A 15,479-nucleotide genomic window follows, 5' to 3' on the forward strand; every position below is an offset into this window, starting at 1 on the left:
CGGCTACACGGAGCGGGCGGCCTCGTAGCTCGCGCGGAGATAGCGGTCCAGGTCACAGTCGGTGGCGGTCGCGGGTGGGAGCACCGCCCACCGGTCGACGGTGCGCGCCCCCGCCGCGAACGGTTCGACCGGGAACTCCGCCGCGAGGTGCTCGCGGTCGTCGTCCGGGAGGCGAGTGAGGGCGACGCCCTGCGTCGAGACCACCGCGAACAGCGTCCCGTCGGCGGTGTAGGAGGGGCAGCCGAACATCGTCGTGTGGGCGACGCCCGGCCAGTTCTCGATCACACGGTCACACTGCGCCCGGAGGTCCCCGGCGACCTCCTCGTCGTAGTACCCGCTCGGCGTCATGCCGTGGGGTACGCGGGAGCCGAATCTATGTGTATCGGTACCGAAGATCACAGTCTATCGCGCGTCGGTCCGCTCCCGTCGGCGGAAAAATGGAGAATCCAGAGCGTCGCGTCGTCTACGGGCTCAGGCGCTGGCGGTCGCGCGGGAACAGGACGGCCTCGCGGATGTTGTCGAGGTCGAGCATCGTCATGAGGAGGCGCTCGGCGCCCATCCCCCAGCCGGCGTGGGGCGGCATCCCGTAGCGGAACATCTTCGTGTAGTAGTCGAACTCCTCGGGGTCGAGTCCCTGCTGCTCGAAGCCGGCGATGAGCTCCTCGTAGCGGTGCTCGCGCTGGCCGCCCGACACGAGCTCCATGCGCGGGTGCATCATGTCGAAGCCGGTCGACTTGTCGGGCTCGTCGTCGTGGTCCTTGATGTAGAACGGCTTCACCTCCGACGGCCAGTCGGTGATGAAGTAGTGCTCGCCGACCTCCTGCCCGAGCACGTGCTCGGCCTCCGTCGAGAGGTCGTCGCCCCACACCAGGTGGTCGTCGAGTTCGCCCGTCGCGTTGACGCGGTCGAGCGCCTCCTGGTAGCTCAGGCGCGGGAAGTCGCCCTCGGGGACCTCGAAGTCGTCGGCGAGGTCGAGCAGTTCGAGTTCGTCGGCGCAGTTCTCCTGCACCGCCTCGTAGGCCGCCTTCGTGACCGCCTCGGCGACGTCCATCGCCTCGGTGTGGTCACAGAACGCGCCCTCGAAGTCGATGGAGTGGGCCTCGTTGAGGTGGCGCGGCGTGTTGTGCTCCTCAGCACGGAAGATCGGGCCGATCTCGAACACGCGCTCCAGGTTGGAGCCAGCCATCAGCTGCTTGAACAGCTGCGGGCTCTGGTTCATGAACGCCTCCTCGCCGAAGTAGGAGATGGGGAACAGCTCCGTGCCGCCCTCCGTCCCGGTGGCGACGATCTTCGGCGTGTTGATCTCGGTGGCGTCGTGGCTGCGGAAGGCGTCGCGGACCGCTCGGAGGAGTTCCGCGCGGATCTCGAAGATGGCCTGGACCTCCGGCTTGCGGAGGTCGAGCGTGCGGTTGTTCAGGCGGGTCGGCAGTTCGGCGTCGACCTTGCCGGAGGGGTCGAGCGGGAGTTCGGGGTCGGCGGGCGCGACGACCTCGATGTCGGTCGGGACGACCTCGACGCCGGTGGGCGCGCGGGGCTCCTCCTTCACGTCGCCCTCGACCTTGAGGACGGACTCGCGGTGGGCGTCGAGGCCGGTCTCGACCATCGCCTCGTCCATCTCGTCTTTCTCGAGTTTGACCTGGATCTTCCCCGTCTTGTCGCGGAGGATCAGGAACGCGATACCGCCGAGGTCGCGGGTCTCGTGGACCCAGCCGGCGACGGTGACCGCCTCGCCGGGGGTCGCGTCAGCCGTGTAGGTTCGACCGTGCATACAGTGCGCTTCCGGCGCGATGTGTTAAAGTCGGTCGATCCCCGCTGTCACCCCTCGGGAAGGCTTAACACGGAGGATCGCCCGCCAGTCGTGAGTGTCGGTCGGCAGACGCGCGTCGGCCGACGGGGGTACGCTTATCCCCCGGCATCGAATCGACCCGCAGTGACGAACTCGGGCGGACGTGAGGAACCGAGAGACGACGCCGTGACCCGCGGCGCCGCGACTCGCGACGGCGCCGACGCGCCGGCGGAGGTCGACGACGACGCCGGACCGGCCTGGTTCTCCACCGCACTGGCGGCCAGCGGCGTGTTCACGGGGGCGCTCGTCGTCGGGACGGCCGCCCTCGCGTTCACCTCCGCGGGGCGGTCCCCGGGGTCGATCGTGTTGGGTCTCGTCGGCCCGCTGTGTGCGGTGTGGGCGTACGGCGTCACCCTCGCGTGGGTGGCGCGCACGCGCCCGCCGCGCCACCACCACGCCCGTCTCGCCGGCTGGCTGGTGATCGGGGTGATCCCGCTGGTGGTCGGTGCGGTCGTGATGCAGGCGTACAGCGCCGCCGTCGGGGCGCTGTCGTCGTTCTCGCCGGCGGCCGCGGGCGGGTGGGCCTGCGGCGGGGTCGTGTTCGGCGCCGCCGTCGGCATCGGCGACGTCCGCGTCCGGATGCGCACGGCGGAGGCCGAGGAGGCGAACGCCCGCTTCGAGCGACTCGTCGAGGTGCTCACCGTCCTCAACCGGGTGTTGCGCCACGACGTGCGCAACGACCTCACCGTGATCGCGGGGTACATCGACCTCGCGCGCCGCGAGGGCGACGCCTCCATCGCCGAGTACCTCGACGGCATCGAGGCACGCGCCGAGCGCATCGAGCGGCTGAGCGACCACGCGCGCCTCGCCGAGGACGCGGTGTTGGGCGACGAGACGATCGAGGGGACGACCGACCTCGCGCTCGTCGCCGAGCGCGTCGTCGGCACCATCGCCCGCGACTTCCCCGCCGCGGCGGTGTCGGTGCAGGTCAACCCCGAGGAACGAGCGCCCGCGTCCCCGGCCACGACCTGCTGGAGTCGGCTATCCACAACGTCGTCGAGAACGCCGTCGAGCACGCCGGGCGCGAGGACCCGACGGTCGACGTGACCGTGCGGGTGCGCCAGACCGACGCCGTCGACGACGACGCGACCCCGACTGCCGTCGGGGCGAGCCCCGGTCGGCGTCGTCGAGGTAGTCGTCGCCGACGACGGCCCGGGGTTCCCCGACCGCGAGCGGGCCGTGCTGGAGGAGGGCGGCGAGGACGCGCTGGAGTCGAGTTCCGGGATGGGGCTGTGGGTGGTCCACTGGATCGTCGACACCGTCGGCGGCGTCACGACCGTCGCGGACCGCGACGGCGGCGGCAGCGTCGTCACGCTCCGGTTCCCGCGAGTCGACGACGGCGAGTGAACTGAGTCGCTGGTGAGCCACGCGGCTCGACGGGGTGACGAGAACGGGAGGAGGGTGGCGGCAGGCTGGCGGTTCGTGAGTGACGTAGCCTCAGGCGTCGGCGAGGTCGGCGTGGGCGTCTTTCACGCCCTCGACGGTCTCACGGACCGCGTCGGCGCCCTCGTCGTGGAGGAGGTCGCCGACGACGACGGTGTCGGCCACCTGCCCCATCGCGTGGGCGTCATCGTAGTCGTGGATGCCGCCGCCGTAGAACAGCGTCGACTCCTCGAGTGCGTCATGGGCCGCCTTCACCGTCTTGCGGTCGCCGAGGGTGCCGGAGTACTCGACGTACACGATGTCCTGGCCGAACATCTTCTCGGCGACGCGGGCGTACGCGCCGACCTCCTCGGGCGTGAGGTCGCAGTCGGCGCTGGTGAGCTGTGCGGCGGAGGCGTCGGGGTTGAGCACGATGTACGCCTCGGTGTGGGTGCGGTCCCAGTCGAGGTCGTCGGCGATGCGGACCCACTCCTTGTGGGCGCCGGTGATCCAGAACGGCTCGCCGGCGTTGAACACCGTCGGGATGAGGTAGCCGTCGAGCGCCTCGTCGTCGACGACGACCGCCGGGTTCGACGGCTCCTGGTACAGCGGCACGTCGTGGGCCTTGCACGCCTCGATGACACGGGTCGCCTTCTCGGAGGTCACGTCGAGCGTGCCGCCGATCTCGATGGCGTCCGTGCCGGTCTTGCAGGCGTCTTCGAACGTCTCGTCGCCGTGGAGTTCCTTGTCGGGGTCGATCTTGAGGATGTGGTCCCACTCCTCCCAGGGCGCACTCATATTGGCTGTTGGTGGTGTGCAGAGGGCTAAAAAGGGCGCGGATGCGCGGTGTGACACCCGTAGATTCAACTCCCAGCTGTGGAGGACGGACACGAGGGGCCGGCGTGCGGCATCGAGACGGCGGCTCTGCCGATAGGGTGGAGGCACGGATCGAGCGCACCGACCAGAAGGTCGATATCGTGAGGAAGCGGTAGGGGGTAGTCGTCGCCGAGTCGCGCCGCGAACGACCGACCGATTCGCTCACGGTCGCGACCGCTCCACGCTCTCGTCCCTCGATCCCAACTGATACCCGTGGTCCGCGTCTCCACAGAGAGACATGGGATTCTTAGACTCCTTCGGAGCCTTAGCGAGCAGCATCGTCGCGTCGATCGTGCTGCTGGTGTTCGCCATCCTCAGCTTCTTCATCACGGTGTTCATCGTGCAGGTCGGCGCCGGCCTCGCGGGCTACTCGCCCACCGGCGACTTCATCGTGCTGTCGGCAGCCATCCTCGCGACGGGCGCCATCGTCGCGGGGCGACGCCGCTGTCGGGACTCAGCGGCATCACGGAGTAACGACGGGCAGTCGGCGCGCGACTCAGTTCGTCAGCTCCCGATAGTACGACACCGAGAGCGTGCCGATGAAGCTCCCGAACAGCGTCCCGACGACGATCAGCACCGCCGACAGCGCCACGGCGCCCAGCGACGGGAAGCCGACGGCGAGCGGGTCCGTCGGGACCGCGGGCATCGTCAACACCGACGAGAGCCCGACAACGGCGCCGAACCCGCCCCCGAGCGCCCCCACGAGGAGCGTGTACCCGAGGACGCTCACGAGATTCCGGCGAACGAGCGCGTAGCTGTGTCTGAGCGCGTCGAGGGCGTCGTAGTCGTCGACGACGATGGCCTGCCCGTAGAACTGGACCACGAACACGAGCACCAGATACGCGAGCACCACTGCGAGCACGACGAGGCCGGCGGCGACAAGCAGCGGCGTGCTCGGCGTGCCGCCGCCCGGGTAGAGGCTCACGACCGCGACGACAGCGGCGACGAATCCGAACAGCCCGAGCGCGAGGTTGACGCCGACGAGCAGGAGGTACACGAGGAACACCTGCACGAAGTTCGCCTTCCCGGCGGCGACGAACGTCGACAGCGACGTGTGCCCGTCGAGCGCCTCGTCGGCCATGCCGATGAAGCCGGCCTGCACGAACGGGGTCACCACGAGGAACAGCGCCGAGACGGCGAGCGACACGACGCTCGCGAGGAGCGGCGCGCTCGATTGGAGGAGCAGTTGCGGCGTCTGCAACAGCGTCAACACGAGCACGGGCACGAACAGCGCGGGGTTGCGGACGAGCGTCGCGGGCGTCCGCCGGAGGGCGGTCTGGAGGGCCATGGCTGACCACTCGTTCAGCTTCTGATAAACCTACTGACTGATCCGGCGCCGCGACGCCGCGGTCCGGCGCCGCTGATCCGCCTTCGCCTGCCAGTCGCGCACGGTGTCGGGGCCGACGCCGTCCAACTCGTCGGCGAGCGCGTCCGGCTCCATCTCCTTGAGCGACGACACGTCGTCGACGCCGGCGTCTTTCAGCTTCTTGGCGGTCTTCTCGCCGACGCCCTCGATCGTCTCCAGTTCCGACCCCTTCTGGCGCGACTGGTACTCGCGGTAGTTGCAGATCGGACAGCCGAGTTCCCACGGTTCGTCGCCCGAGTGGACGACGAGGTGCGGCAGGTCGTGCTCCTCGCACGTCTCGTCGGTCACCTCGATCTCACCGCGCCGGGGCAGCGGCAGCGAGTAGTCGCAGTCGGGATAGCGCGTACAGCCGACGAGCCGCGACCCGGAGCGCAGGCGCTTGATCGCCAACTCGCCGCCGTGCTCCTCGCCGCAGTCGGGGCAGACGCCGATGACCTCGTCCTCCTCCTCGTCGGCCTCGTCGGCCTTGCACTGCGGACAGCCGTGGACGAACGTCTTGCGCCCCGCGAGCATCTTCACCTCGTTCAGCCCGTGGTCCTCGCACACGTCGTCGAGGATGAGCGGCTTGCCCGTCGACGGGAGCGGCAGAGTGTACTCGCACTCGGGGTAGCCGTCACAGCCGACGAAGTACGACCCCGCCCGCGACTTGCGCACGAGGAGCGTGTCGCCACACTCCGGGCACGGGCCCAACTGCTTGTCCGCCTTCAGCGACTTCTGGAGGTGGTCGCCGACCTCCTCGCGCGACTCGGCGAGTTCCTCGAACACCTGCGCCAGCATCTCGCGGGACTCGTCGGCGACCTCGTCGAAGTTCTTCTCGCCCGCGGCGATGGCCTGCATGTCCGCCTCCAGTTGGGCGGTCATCTCGTCGCTCACGATGCGGTCGGCGAACTCTTCGCTGGCCTCGACGACCGCCTTCGCGAGGCCGGTGGGTCGCGGCGGGTCGCTCTCGATGTAGCCGCGGTCGTACAGCTTCTGGATCACGTCGTGACGCGTCGCCTTCGTCCCGATGCCCATCTCCTCCATCGTCTCGATGAGCCGCGACTGGCCGTAGCGACGCGGCGGCTGGGTCTGCTTGGCCTCGAACTCGGTGTCGGCCACCGCGAGCGCCTCCCCCTTCGACACGTCGGGGACGAAGCTCTCGTTGGTCGAGAAGTACGGGTACACGCGGTGGTACCCCTCCTCCACGAGGCGCTTCCCGTTGGACTTCAGGCGGAGCGGGCCGTCGTCGATGCCCACGCTCGCGTCGCCCTCCTCGACCTCGGTGACGACGCGCAGGTGCTCCCACTCGGCGTCGGGCGCGCAGGTCGCGAGGAAGCGCCGCACGACCAGTTCGTACACCTCCCACTCGTCGTCGGAGATCTCCGACGGCGCGGGCAGTTCCCCGGTCGGGTGGATCGGGGGGTGGTCGGTCGTCTCCTCGTCACCCTCGGTGGGCGTGATGTCGTCCAACTCCAGCAGCGACTCGGCGTCGTCGCCGAACTTCCGCCCCATCGACAGCTCGTCGAGCAACTCGCGCTCGTCGAGGTCCTCCGGGTAGACGGTGTTGTCCGTCCGCGGGTAGGTGATGAACCCGGCGGTGTACAGGTCCTCGGCGATGCTCATCGCCCGCTGGGCGGAGTAGCCGATGGAGGAGGCCGCGCGGATGAACTGCGTCGTGTTGAACGGCGCCGGCGGCTCGTCCGTGCGACTCCGGCGGCGGACCGAGGAGACGGTCGCCGACTCGGCCGACTCCAGTCGCTCGTAGACGGCCTCGGCGGTCGCCTCGTCCCAGACGCGCTCGGCCTCGGTGCCGTCGTCGTCCTCGTAGAAGTACTGCGCCTCGAACGCCTCCTCGGGGTCGCTCTCCGACTTCAGCAGGTCGGCGAACAGTTCCCAGTAGTCCTCGGGGTCGAACGCCTCGATTTCGCGTTCGCGGTCGACGATGAAGCTTCAGCGTCGGCCCCTGCACCCGTCCGACGGAGATGAAGTCGTTCCCCAACTGCCGCGCCGACAGCGAGAGGAACCGCGTCAGCGACGCCCCCCAGATGAGGTCGATGATCTGGCGGGCCTCGCCCGCGGCGGCCAGATCGAAGTCGATCTCGTCGCGGTTCTCGAAGGCGTTGGTCACCTCGCGCTGGGTGATCGACGAGAAGCGCACGCGGTCGACCGGCACGTCCTCGTTCACCTCGCGGATCAGTTCGTACGCCTCCTTGCCGATCAACTCCCCCTCGCGGTCGTAGTCAGTCGCGATGACGACGCGGTCGGCCTCCCGCGACAGCAGGCGCAGGGCGCGGACGATGCCCTCCTGCGTGGGGCGTTTGCGGACGGGCGCGTCGATCAACTCGACCGGCTCCACGTCGCGCCAGTCGTCGTACTCCGGCGGGAAGTCCACCGCGACGACGTGGCCGGACAGCCCGATACAGCGGGTGCCACCCCAGCGGTAGACGTTGACGCCGGCGCGACGCTCGGTGTCGAAGTCCTCCCCCGAGAGGATCTCCGAGAGACGCCGCGCGGCGTTGTCCTTCTCGGTGACGATCAGTTCCATCAGTTGCCCGGGGATAAGCCGAAACCCCGGGTAAAGCTTTCGCGGTCCGACCCGTCCGGCGACGACCCCCGCCGACTCACTCCCGGCCGACAGCCTCGTCGGCCACTTTGTGGAGGTGCCAGCGGTCGTACAGCAGGTCGACCGCCGGGCCGCGAGTCCTTGGTCGACCGGCCCCACTCCCGTCGTCGCCGTCGCCAGCGGTGGTGCCCGTGTCCTCGCCCACGCGGAACTCGACGGGAACCGGTTCGCCGGCCTCGTTGGGCGTGTGGAACGTGTACGGGTCGTCCGACGCCACCAGCGGGAACGACTCGCCGCCCAGCGGCCCGACGAGTTGGAGGCGGAGCGCGTCGCCGTCGCGGGCGACGTACGCGCGCTTGGCGCCGCGGTAGGCGGCGTACTCGCCCGTCAGGCGGTCGAAGCGCCGGCGGCGTTCGACGAACGGCACGACCTCGGCTGGGTCCTCGCCGAGCGCGCACGCGAAGACGGCTTCTCCGAGTCGGACGAGCGGGTAGTCGGGCGCGGAGTTGGCCGCGACGGCGACGCCGACGCCCTCGTCGGGACAGAAGCCGGCGTACGCCGAGGAGACGGCGATAGAGCCAGAGTGCCCGACAAGTTCCCGACCGCACGACTCGCGGGTGCGCCAGCCGTAGCCGTACGGGCCGCTCGGGGTGTCGACCCGCGGGGCGGTCAGCGCCGCGACCGAGTCGGGTGCGACGACTTCGCGACCGTCGAGCGTCCCCTCGTTGAGGAACAGGCGCAGGAACCGGCCCAACTCGGCGACCGAGGCGAGCAGTCCCCGGCGGGACGAGACAGTTCCCGGGTCGGCACCGACGCCGCCACCACGTCGCCCTCCTCGTGGAGGTACATCGTCGCGTGGTCGTCGTCCATCGCGAACGCCGCGTCCTCGAACGTCGCGCGGTCGAGGTCGAGCGGGTCGAGGACGTGCTCCTCGACGTAGCGGTCGTACGACCGCCCGGTGCACGCCTCCACCACGTCGCCGAGCAGGACGTACCCCTCGTTGCTGTAGGCGAATCGCTCGCCGGGCGCGCCGACGCGCTCACCCCGGGCGGCGGCACCCTCCACGTGGGCGCGGAAGTCGTCGCGACTCGCCAGCGCGATGGTGTCGGTCGCGCGCCGGAGTCGGCGTCCGATGAGCGCCTCGCTTGTACCCAGCGACGGGAGCCCCGACGAGTGCGACAGCAGGTGGTGCAGCCGAACCGGGTCGTCGTCGTCGCCGCCGAGGTCGACGTCGAGGTGGGTGGAGACGGGGTCGTCGAAGTCGAGCATCCCGGCGTCCCGCAGTTGCGCCAGCGCGAGCGCCGTCACCGACTTCGTGACCGAGCCGACGCCGTACAGCGTGTCGGGCGTCGCCGGGCGGTTGCCGGCGAGGTCGCGAGAGCCGAAGCCGTCGGCGTACACGACGCCGTCGCGGTCGACGACGCAGACGCTGACCGCCGGGAGCCGGTCGCGTCGCATCGTCCGCCGACACACGTCCGCCGCCAGCGCTCGCGCGTCTTCGTTCATGGTCGGGCGTCGCGCCGGACGGCCTTCAACCCGCCTCCCCGCTCGCGGGGTGCCGCTTCCCGAAGGGGTATGCCCCGGGAGGCCGCCGGAGGCGGTATGCCCGAGACCGAACACGACCTCGCGACGATGACGTGGGAGGACGCCGGCGACCGCTTCCTCGGCGCCGACGGCGTCGTCGTCCCGACCGGCTCCACCGAACAGCACTCCGTCCACCTGCCGCTGTCGACCGACAGCCTCCGCGCCGAGCACCTCTCTGCGGAGTTGGTCGAGGCAGCGCCCGACCACGACCTCGACCTCCTGCGCGCGCCGACGCTCCCCTACGGCTACAGCGAACACCACATGCCGTTCCCCGGCACCGTCACGCTCTCGCAGGACACGTACAAGCAGGCGCTCATCGATATCGGCGCCTCCCTCGCGGAGCACGGCGCACAGCGCATCATCTTCCTCAACTGCCACGGCGGCAACACGCAGGCACTGGCGCTCGCGAGCGACCGCCTCAGCCGCGACCACGACACGACCGCCCACGTCGTCCACTGGACGGACTACGGGCGCGACGAGTTGGAAGAGCACTTCGGCGAGGGGTGGGGCCACGCCGGCGACCACGAGACGAGTTTCGTCGAACTCGTGCGCGACGACCTCGTGAAGGCCGGCAAAAAGGAGCCCCAGAACGCGAAGGACCTGCCCGAGACGACCTCGTGGACGTACTTCTCGGACGTGACCGAGTTGGGCGGGATGGGCGACCCGACGAACTCCGACCCCGAGTTCATGGAGGGGGTCGTAGAGCGGACGACCGAGCGGATCCTGGAGGCGTTGAACGAGGACATCGCCGAGGGGTGGTGAGCGAGGGCCAACCGGGGCCGAGGGTCGCGACTGCGGTCCCGTGGCTGCCGAAGAACTATCGGGTTCGAAGTGGTCCGACGATCCGTGCCCTCCTCGACCAGACTCGCCGAGTATCTGCTCCCCGACCGCGACCCGACGTGGACTGACGTCGCGATGGCGGTCCTCGCGGTCGTGTGGCTCCCCGTCCAACTCCTCCAGACGACACCGCCGTTGCTCTGGATCGCCGTCGGTTTCGCCTCCGTGTGGGTCGCGCTCGGCCCGCTCGCGCGGACCGACGCCGGCGCGCGACTCGACGGGTGGTTCACCCGGATCGGTGTCGCCGGACGAGTCGTCGTGATCGCGGCGGTCGGTGTCGCTATCTGGACCGCCGTCACGGTGGTCGAGGCATCGAGAGGACTCGTGTTCGGCGTCAGCGTCGGCGTGTTCGCCGCGATACCGCCGTTCGTCTGCCTTCACGTGCTGGTCGCTGGACGACCCCAGCGGTGGCGCACTGAGTGACCGACCCGAAAAACGAACCGCGAAGTCAGGCCGCGGGGTCGCCGCTGGAACCAACCTCGGGCTCCACCGGCTCCTCGCCGCGCTCGCCCGTCCGGCGGGCGTTGAGGGCGAGGAGGACCGCACCGGCACCGATCACGGTGAGCGCGAGCCGGAACAGACCGCCGCCGGGGACGAACCGCGAGATGCCCACGAGGAGCACGCCACCGAGCAGCGCGTACCAGCGGGCGTACTCGGCGTCCGCGCGGTCGAGTGCCCGGACGCCCCACGTCCCGAGGACGTAGGCGCCGAGCACCAAGCCGACCCACAGGAGGACGCCGTAGGCGACCGCACCCAGCAGGGCCAGCGGGATGCCGATGATCGTCACAGCGACGAGCACGAGCAGGACCGGGGCGAACACGAGCGCCGCGAGGCCGAACCCGCCGCTGCGGGCCGTCCGGGTGAGGCCGAAGTCGCCGACCTCCGAGACGAACCGCGGGAGCAGCGCCAGCAGGAGGCCACCCAGCGCGAGGTGGGCGAGCACGGTGTAGACGACGCTCACCCACGACGGGACGGTGAACAGGGGACCGGGAGTCACCTCGGGCCCGAACTCCAGGTCGGTCGCGCGCACGTCGCCGGCGACGGTCGCGCCCTCATTCGTGAACTGCTCGGTGTCGTACAGGAGGTCGCCCCCGACGGTGGCGCCCGCGCCGACGACGACCGTGCCGGCGTCGAGCGAGAGAGTACCCTCGGTGGTCCCGTCGATCAGCGCCTCGCCGGCGCCGACCTCGGCGTCGCCGACGAGCACGCCGCCCTCACGGAGGACGAACGAGCCGGCGGCCACCTGCGTGGCGCCTTCGACGCGTCCCTCGACGGTGATGGCGCCCGCGGCGCCGGTGAGGTCCCCCCGGACGACGCCGGTAGGCGCGATCACGACCGTCCCACCGACGGCGTTCACGCTGCCGTCGACGGTCCCGCGGATGATCACGGTGCCACCGACGGCTTCGAGGTCGTCGGCGACCGTCTCGCCCGCGGCGATCACGACGGTTCCGCCCACGCGGGAGTCGGCGGCTGCGACGGGTGCGCTCGCGATCACGAGGACCGCGAACAGCACCGCGAGGAGTCGCGCTGCTGTGGATGTCATAACGATCACTAGGACGACGTGTGAACGCATAAACACGTACGGAGCCGTGTCCACAAGCGACACGCAGAACCGGAAGACGAGAGCGAGGTCGGCGCGGGCTATCAAACGCGGGGGCGGCGGCTCAGACGTGCTCGTCCAGGAAGTCGGCGATCAGTTCGAACTCCGCGATCAGGTTCTCTCGACTCGTCGTGTGGTGGCCCTCGTCCTCGAAGATCAGTTTCTCGACCGGGACGCCCTGCTCGCGGACGGCGTCGACGACCTGTTCGGCCTCGCCGACGGGCACTCGCGGGTCGTTGGCGCCGTGTTGGACGAACAGGGGACTGCGTACCTCCTCGATGTGCGTCAGCGGCGAGATGGCCTTCAGGAAGTCGTAGTCGTCCGCCAAGGAGCCGTACTCGGCCTCGCGGTGGCTGCGGCGCCACTCGCCGGTGTTCTCGAGGAACGTCGTGAAGTCCGCGATGCCGACGAAGTCGACGGCTGCGGCCCACAGGTCGGGGTACTCGGTGATGGCCGCGAGCACCATGAACCCGCCGTACGAGCGCCCGTAGGCGACGACGCGGTCGTCGTCGACCGCGGGCTGGTCGGCGAGCCACTCGACGCCCGCCGCCACGTCGGCGACCGAGTCCATCCGCTGCTCGACGTCGTCGAGGTGCGAGTACGCCGTGCCGTAGCCGGAGGAGCCGCGGACGTTCGGCTCCAACACGGCGTACCCCCTGTTGAGGAAGAACTGCTTCGTCGGGTAGAACCACGGGCGGCGCTGGTGTTCGGGGCCGCCGTGGATGTCGACGATGACGGGGACCGGGTCCTCGGCGCTCGCGCCCGGCGGGAGCGTCCAGTAGGCGGGGATGCCGCGCCCGTCGAACGTCTCGTAGTGGACCGTCTCCGGGTCGTGGAAGGCGGCGTCGGGGAGTCCGTTGCGACCGACCGGCGTCCAGTCGGTCGCCGCGTCGTCGCCGAACGCGACCGCCCGCACGCCGTACGGCGTCGTCGGCGACGTGTGCGTGAACACGAGGCGGTCGGCGTCGGGCCCGAACGTGAGGTCCGAGACGACGCCGTCGACGGCGGGCGCGGGCGTCGAGTCGAACGCGAACTCGCCGTCGGCGTCGGACGCGAGCGTGCCCGCATGCAGCGACGAGTAGCCCCCCTCGTTGACAGTGTACGCGAGGCGACCGGTGTCGGGGTCGAACGCGAGCGCGTCGACGTCCCACGCGTCGGTGCCGGGGTTGCCCGGCGCCTCGTCGTGACCAGCCAGTGGGGTCACGTCGCCGGAGTCGAGCGAGAGCCGGCCCACGTAGGCGGTGTCGCTCCCGCGGTTCGTGACGAACACGAGACCGCCGGCGCCGTCGAAGTGGACGTGCGAGTACGTCGCCTCGGCGTCGTCCGACAGGCGGGTCGTCTCGCCGGTGGCCAGGTCGAGGAGGGTGAGGTCCTCGTCGTAGCTGGAGTGGGCTTTGGTGAGCACGAGCCGGTCCCCCTCGGGCCCGAAGGCGGCGACAGAGAGGAACCCGCCCGGCCCCTCGAACACGCGCTCTGGCTCGCCCGCAGGGTCGTCTGGCGCCTCGACCGACTGCACGTACACGTCGAATCGGGCGTCGTCCGCGCGGTTGGCGGCGTAGGCGACGCGGTCGCCGTCGGGTCCCCACACACCCCACGAGTGGGTCGAGTCGGGGTCGGCGGTCAGCGCGCGCTCGACGCCGGTGGCGAGGTCGTAGTGGTACAGTTGGTCGCGCTCGTCGCTCCCGGTGTCCATCGCGTACACGAACGCCTCGTCGGTGGGTGAGGCCGCCAGCGCGGAGACGCGCTCCTCGTGGGGCGTGAGGCGGTCGGGCCACGCCGCCGGCTCGTCGGTCGTCCACACCTGCGGCGTGCCGGAGGTGTCCGCGAGGAACAGGAGGCGCCCGTCGGGCGTCAGCGTCGGCGAGTCGACGTGGTCGACCGCGAGGAATCGGGCGACGCCGTAGCCCGCGTCGGCGGTGTCGGCGGTGTCGGTCACACGCTCACGGCGTGGGGCCCGGGGCTAAAGCGTTCGGCAGGCGGCGAGGCGTGAGCTACAGGTTCGTCTCGGCGACTCGCTCCAGCACCGCCGCCGTCGTCCGGATCCCACGCTCGAAGCAGTCGAGGTCGAGGTGCTCGTTCGGCGAGTGGTTCCCCTGGTCGGGGTTCGCGTACGGCACCACGAGCACCGGTACGTCAGCGAGCGCGTCGACGCGACGGAAGAACGCCGCCGGGAGTGACCCGCCGAGGACCGGGAGTTCGACCGGATCGGCGTCCCAGACGGCCGCCAGCGCCGAGCGAACCGGATCGCTCGCTGGCGTGTCGACCGGCGTCTTCATCGGCGGGAACCCGGTCCCCTTCGTCACCTCGACGTCGGGGTGGACGCCGGCGACGTGGTCGCGGATGCGCTCGAACGCCCGGTCCGGGTCCTGCCCGGGGACGAGTCGCGAGTCGAGTTTCGCCGTCGCCGCGCGTGGGATGACGGTCTTACTCCCCTCGCCCTGATACCCCGCGTCGAGGCCGTTCACCGTGACTGTCGGCTCCAGCAACAGGCGCTCGTAGTAGTCCCGGTCGGTCGCGAAGTGGGTGAGGCCCAGTTCCTCGCGCACCGCGTCCGCGTCGTCGGGGAGCGCCGCGACCAACTCGCGGTCGGCGTCGGTGACCGCCACGTCGTCGTAGAAGCCGTCGACGGCGACCCGGTCGCCGCCGGAGGGGTAGCCGCGCTCGGGGTCCGTCCCCTCGCCGTACGCCGTGAGGGAGGCCACCACCTCCGCGAGTTCCGTCGCGGCGTTGGGGACGGGGCCGCCGAAGTTGCCCGAGTGCAGGTCCGCGTTCCCCGTCTCCAGGTCCAGTTGGAACGTGAGGATGCCGCGGTTGCCGTAGATGAGCGTCGGGCGCCCCGAACGGTGCTGCGGGCCGTCGGCGACGTACACTAGGTCCGCGTCGCGGACGGCGGCCGCGGGCGCGTCGGACTCGGCTTCGGGGTCCGCGACAGTGCCGTCGAGGTAGTCCTTCAGCCCGAGACTTCCGCTCTCCTCGCCGCCCTCGACGAGGAGTTTCACCGTCACCTCGGGCACCGCGTCGGCGGCCCCGAGCGCGTCGAGCGCGAACGCGTGGGCGGCGAACTGCCCCTTGTTGTCGCCGGCGCCGCGGCAGTAGATGCTCCCGTCGCGCACGGTCGGCTCGAACGGTGGCGAGTCCCACTGCTCGGGGTGTTCGGCGGGCTGCACGTCGTAGTGACCGTAGAACAGCACCGTCGGCGCGTCGGGGGCGGCGGCGACGCGCTCGCCGTACACCAGCGGGTAGCGCTCGGTTTCGATGCGCCGCGCGTCGAGGCCGTGGTCGGCAAGGAACTCGCAGACCGCGTCGGCGCCGGCGTCCATCCCCTCGCCGGTCGCGCTGATCGTCGGCAGTCGGAGGAGGTCGAACAGCGAGTCGCGGTAGTCGTCGATGCGGTCGGCGACGACGGGGTCTGCCGCGCTCGCCGGTGCGGACTCGTCGGTGGACATGCGTGGACGGGCGCGCTCGG

The 15,479-nt window shown here is 70.5% G+C and carries 13 protein-coding genes and 2 pseudogenes; 4 read left to right on the forward strand and 11 right to left on the reverse strand.

Annotated elements, in window-relative coordinates; translation table 11 throughout:
- Positions 1–3: 3 nt before the first annotated feature.
- Positions 4–348 (reverse strand): hypothetical protein, encoded by a 345-nt coding sequence (locus P0R32_RS00140; protein ID WP_276237877.1) that lies wholly within the window; start codon positions 346–348, stop codon positions 4–6.
- 115 nt (positions 349–463) lie between these two features.
- Positions 464–1,768 carry an aspartate--tRNA(Asn) ligase gene (aspS, locus tag P0R32_RS00145; RefSeq protein ID WP_276237878.1) on the reverse strand — a complete coding sequence of 435 codons (1,305 nt, stop codon included), beginning with the start codon at positions 1,766–1,768 and terminating at the stop codon, positions 464–466.
- A gap of 162 nt (positions 1,769–1,930) precedes the next feature.
- Between aspS and P0R32_RS00150 the strand changes: the two genes are divergently transcribed.
- Both P0R32_RS00150 and P0R32_RS00155 read left to right on the forward strand, forming a co-directional pair.
- The gene (locus P0R32_RS00150; RefSeq protein WP_276237900.1) at positions 1,931–2,893 is read left to right on the forward strand and encodes a histidine kinase dimerization/phospho-acceptor domain-containing protein; all 963 of its coding nucleotides are present in this window, start codon (positions 1,931–1,933) and stop codon (positions 2,891–2,893) included.
- 132 nt (positions 2,894–3,025) lie between these two features.
- Entirely contained in the window at positions 3,026–3,193 is a 168-nt protein-coding gene (locus P0R32_RS00155) for a hypothetical protein (protein WP_276237901.1), read from the forward strand.
- A gap of 90 nt (positions 3,194–3,283) precedes the next feature.
- Here P0R32_RS00155 and P0R32_RS00160 read toward each other — a convergent pair whose 3' ends face one another.
- The 6 genes and pseudogenes from P0R32_RS00160 to P0R32_RS00185 all read right to left on the reverse strand — a co-directional run.
- A complete protein-coding gene (locus P0R32_RS00160) occupies positions 3,284–4,006 on the reverse strand; it encodes a phosphoglycerol geranylgeranyltransferase (protein WP_276237880.1) in 723 nt (240 codons plus the stop codon).
- Positions 4,007–4,246: 240 nt separating this feature from the next.
- Positions 4,247–4,423, reverse strand: coding sequence for a hypothetical protein (locus tag P0R32_RS00165; protein WP_276237902.1), 177 nt, complete (start codon positions 4,421–4,423; stop codon positions 4,247–4,249).
- Positions 4,424–4,580: 157 nt separating this feature from the next.
- Entirely contained in the window at positions 4,581–5,372 is a 792-nt protein-coding gene (locus P0R32_RS00170) for a DUF7847 domain-containing protein (RefSeq protein WP_276237882.1), read from the reverse strand.
- Between the two features lie 30 nt (positions 5,373–5,402).
- Positions 5,403–7,974 (reverse strand): annotated as a pseudogene (locus tag P0R32_RS00175) (DNA topoisomerase I).
- Between the two features lie 76 nt (positions 7,975–8,050).
- Positions 8,051–8,419 (reverse strand): hypothetical protein, encoded by a 369-nt coding sequence (locus P0R32_RS17920; RefSeq protein WP_432765137.1) that lies wholly within the window; start codon positions 8,417–8,419, stop codon positions 8,051–8,053.
- A gap of 126 nt (positions 8,420–8,545) precedes the next feature.
- Positions 8,546–9,498, reverse strand: a pseudogene (locus tag P0R32_RS00185) (serine hydrolase domain-containing protein); the annotation flags it as partial.
- Positions 9,499–9,594: 96 nt separating this feature from the next.
- Here P0R32_RS00185 and P0R32_RS00190 point away from each other — a divergent pair.
- Positions 9,595–10,338, forward strand: coding sequence for a creatininase family protein (locus P0R32_RS00190; RefSeq protein ID WP_276237884.1), 744 nt, complete (start codon positions 9,595–9,597; stop codon positions 10,336–10,338).
- A gap of 84 nt (positions 10,339–10,422) precedes the next feature.
- The gene (locus tag P0R32_RS00195) at positions 10,423–10,836 is read left to right on the forward strand and encodes a hypothetical protein (RefSeq protein ID WP_276237885.1); all 414 of its coding nucleotides are present in this window, start codon (positions 10,423–10,425) and stop codon (positions 10,834–10,836) included.
- A 25-nt stretch (positions 10,837–10,861) separates the two neighbouring features.
- Here P0R32_RS00195 and P0R32_RS00200 read toward each other — a convergent pair whose 3' ends face one another.
- The 3 genes from P0R32_RS00200 to P0R32_RS00210 form a co-directional block, all read right to left on the reverse strand.
- The gene (locus P0R32_RS00200) at positions 10,862–11,956 is read right to left on the reverse strand and encodes a bactofilin family protein (RefSeq protein WP_276237904.1); all 1,095 of its coding nucleotides are present in this window, start codon (positions 11,954–11,956) and stop codon (positions 10,862–10,864) included.
- Positions 11,957–12,077: 121 nt separating this feature from the next.
- Complete coding sequence (locus tag P0R32_RS00205) at positions 12,078–13,949, reverse strand: alpha/beta hydrolase family protein (protein WP_276237888.1); 1,872 nt, start codon at positions 13,947–13,949, stop codon at positions 12,078–12,080.
- Between the two features lie 55 nt (positions 13,950–14,004).
- Positions 14,005–15,459: a M20/M25/M40 family metallo-hydrolase gene (locus P0R32_RS00210; protein WP_276237889.1), complete on the reverse strand. Its 1,455-nt coding sequence runs from the start codon at positions 15,457–15,459 to the stop codon at positions 14,005–14,007.
- Between the last annotated feature and the right edge of the window lie 20 nt (positions 15,460–15,479).

This window comes from Halobaculum marinum (genome assembly GCF_029338555.1).
GTDB lineage: Archaea > Halobacteriota > Halobacteria > Halobacteriales > Haloferacaceae > Halobaculum > Halobaculum marinum.

Bases quoted from the DNA above. Each gene is read 5' to 3' on its own strand.
- aspS (WP_276237878.1), bottom strand. From the start codon at position 1,768: ATGCACGGTCGAACCTACACGGCTGACGCGACCCCCGGCGAGGCGGTC.
- P0R32_RS00190 (WP_276237884.1), top strand. From the start codon at position 9,595: ATGCCCGAGACCGAACACGACCTCGCGACGATGACGTGGGAGGACGCC.
- P0R32_RS00160 (WP_276237880.1), bottom strand. From the start codon at position 4,006: ATGAGTGCGCCCTGGGAGGAGTGGGACCACATCCTCAAGATCGACCCC.
- P0R32_RS00210 (WP_276237889.1), bottom strand. From the start codon at position 15,459: ATGTCCACCGACGAGTCCGCACCGGCGAGCGCGGCAGACCCCGTCGTC.
- P0R32_RS00165 (WP_276237902.1), bottom strand. From the start codon at position 4,423: ATGAACACCGTGATGAAGAAGCTGAGGATGGCGAACACCAGCAGCACG.
- P0R32_RS00140 (WP_276237877.1), bottom strand. From the start codon at position 348: ATGACGCCGAGCGGGTACTACGACGAGGAGGTCGCCGGGGACCTCCGG.
- P0R32_RS00170 (WP_276237882.1), bottom strand. From the start codon at position 5,372: ATGGCCCTCCAGACCGCCCTCCGGCGGACGCCCGCGACGCTCGTCCGC.
- P0R32_RS00200 (WP_276237904.1), bottom strand. From the start codon at position 11,956: ATGACATCCACAGCAGCGCGACTCCTCGCGGTGCTGTTCGCGGTCCTC.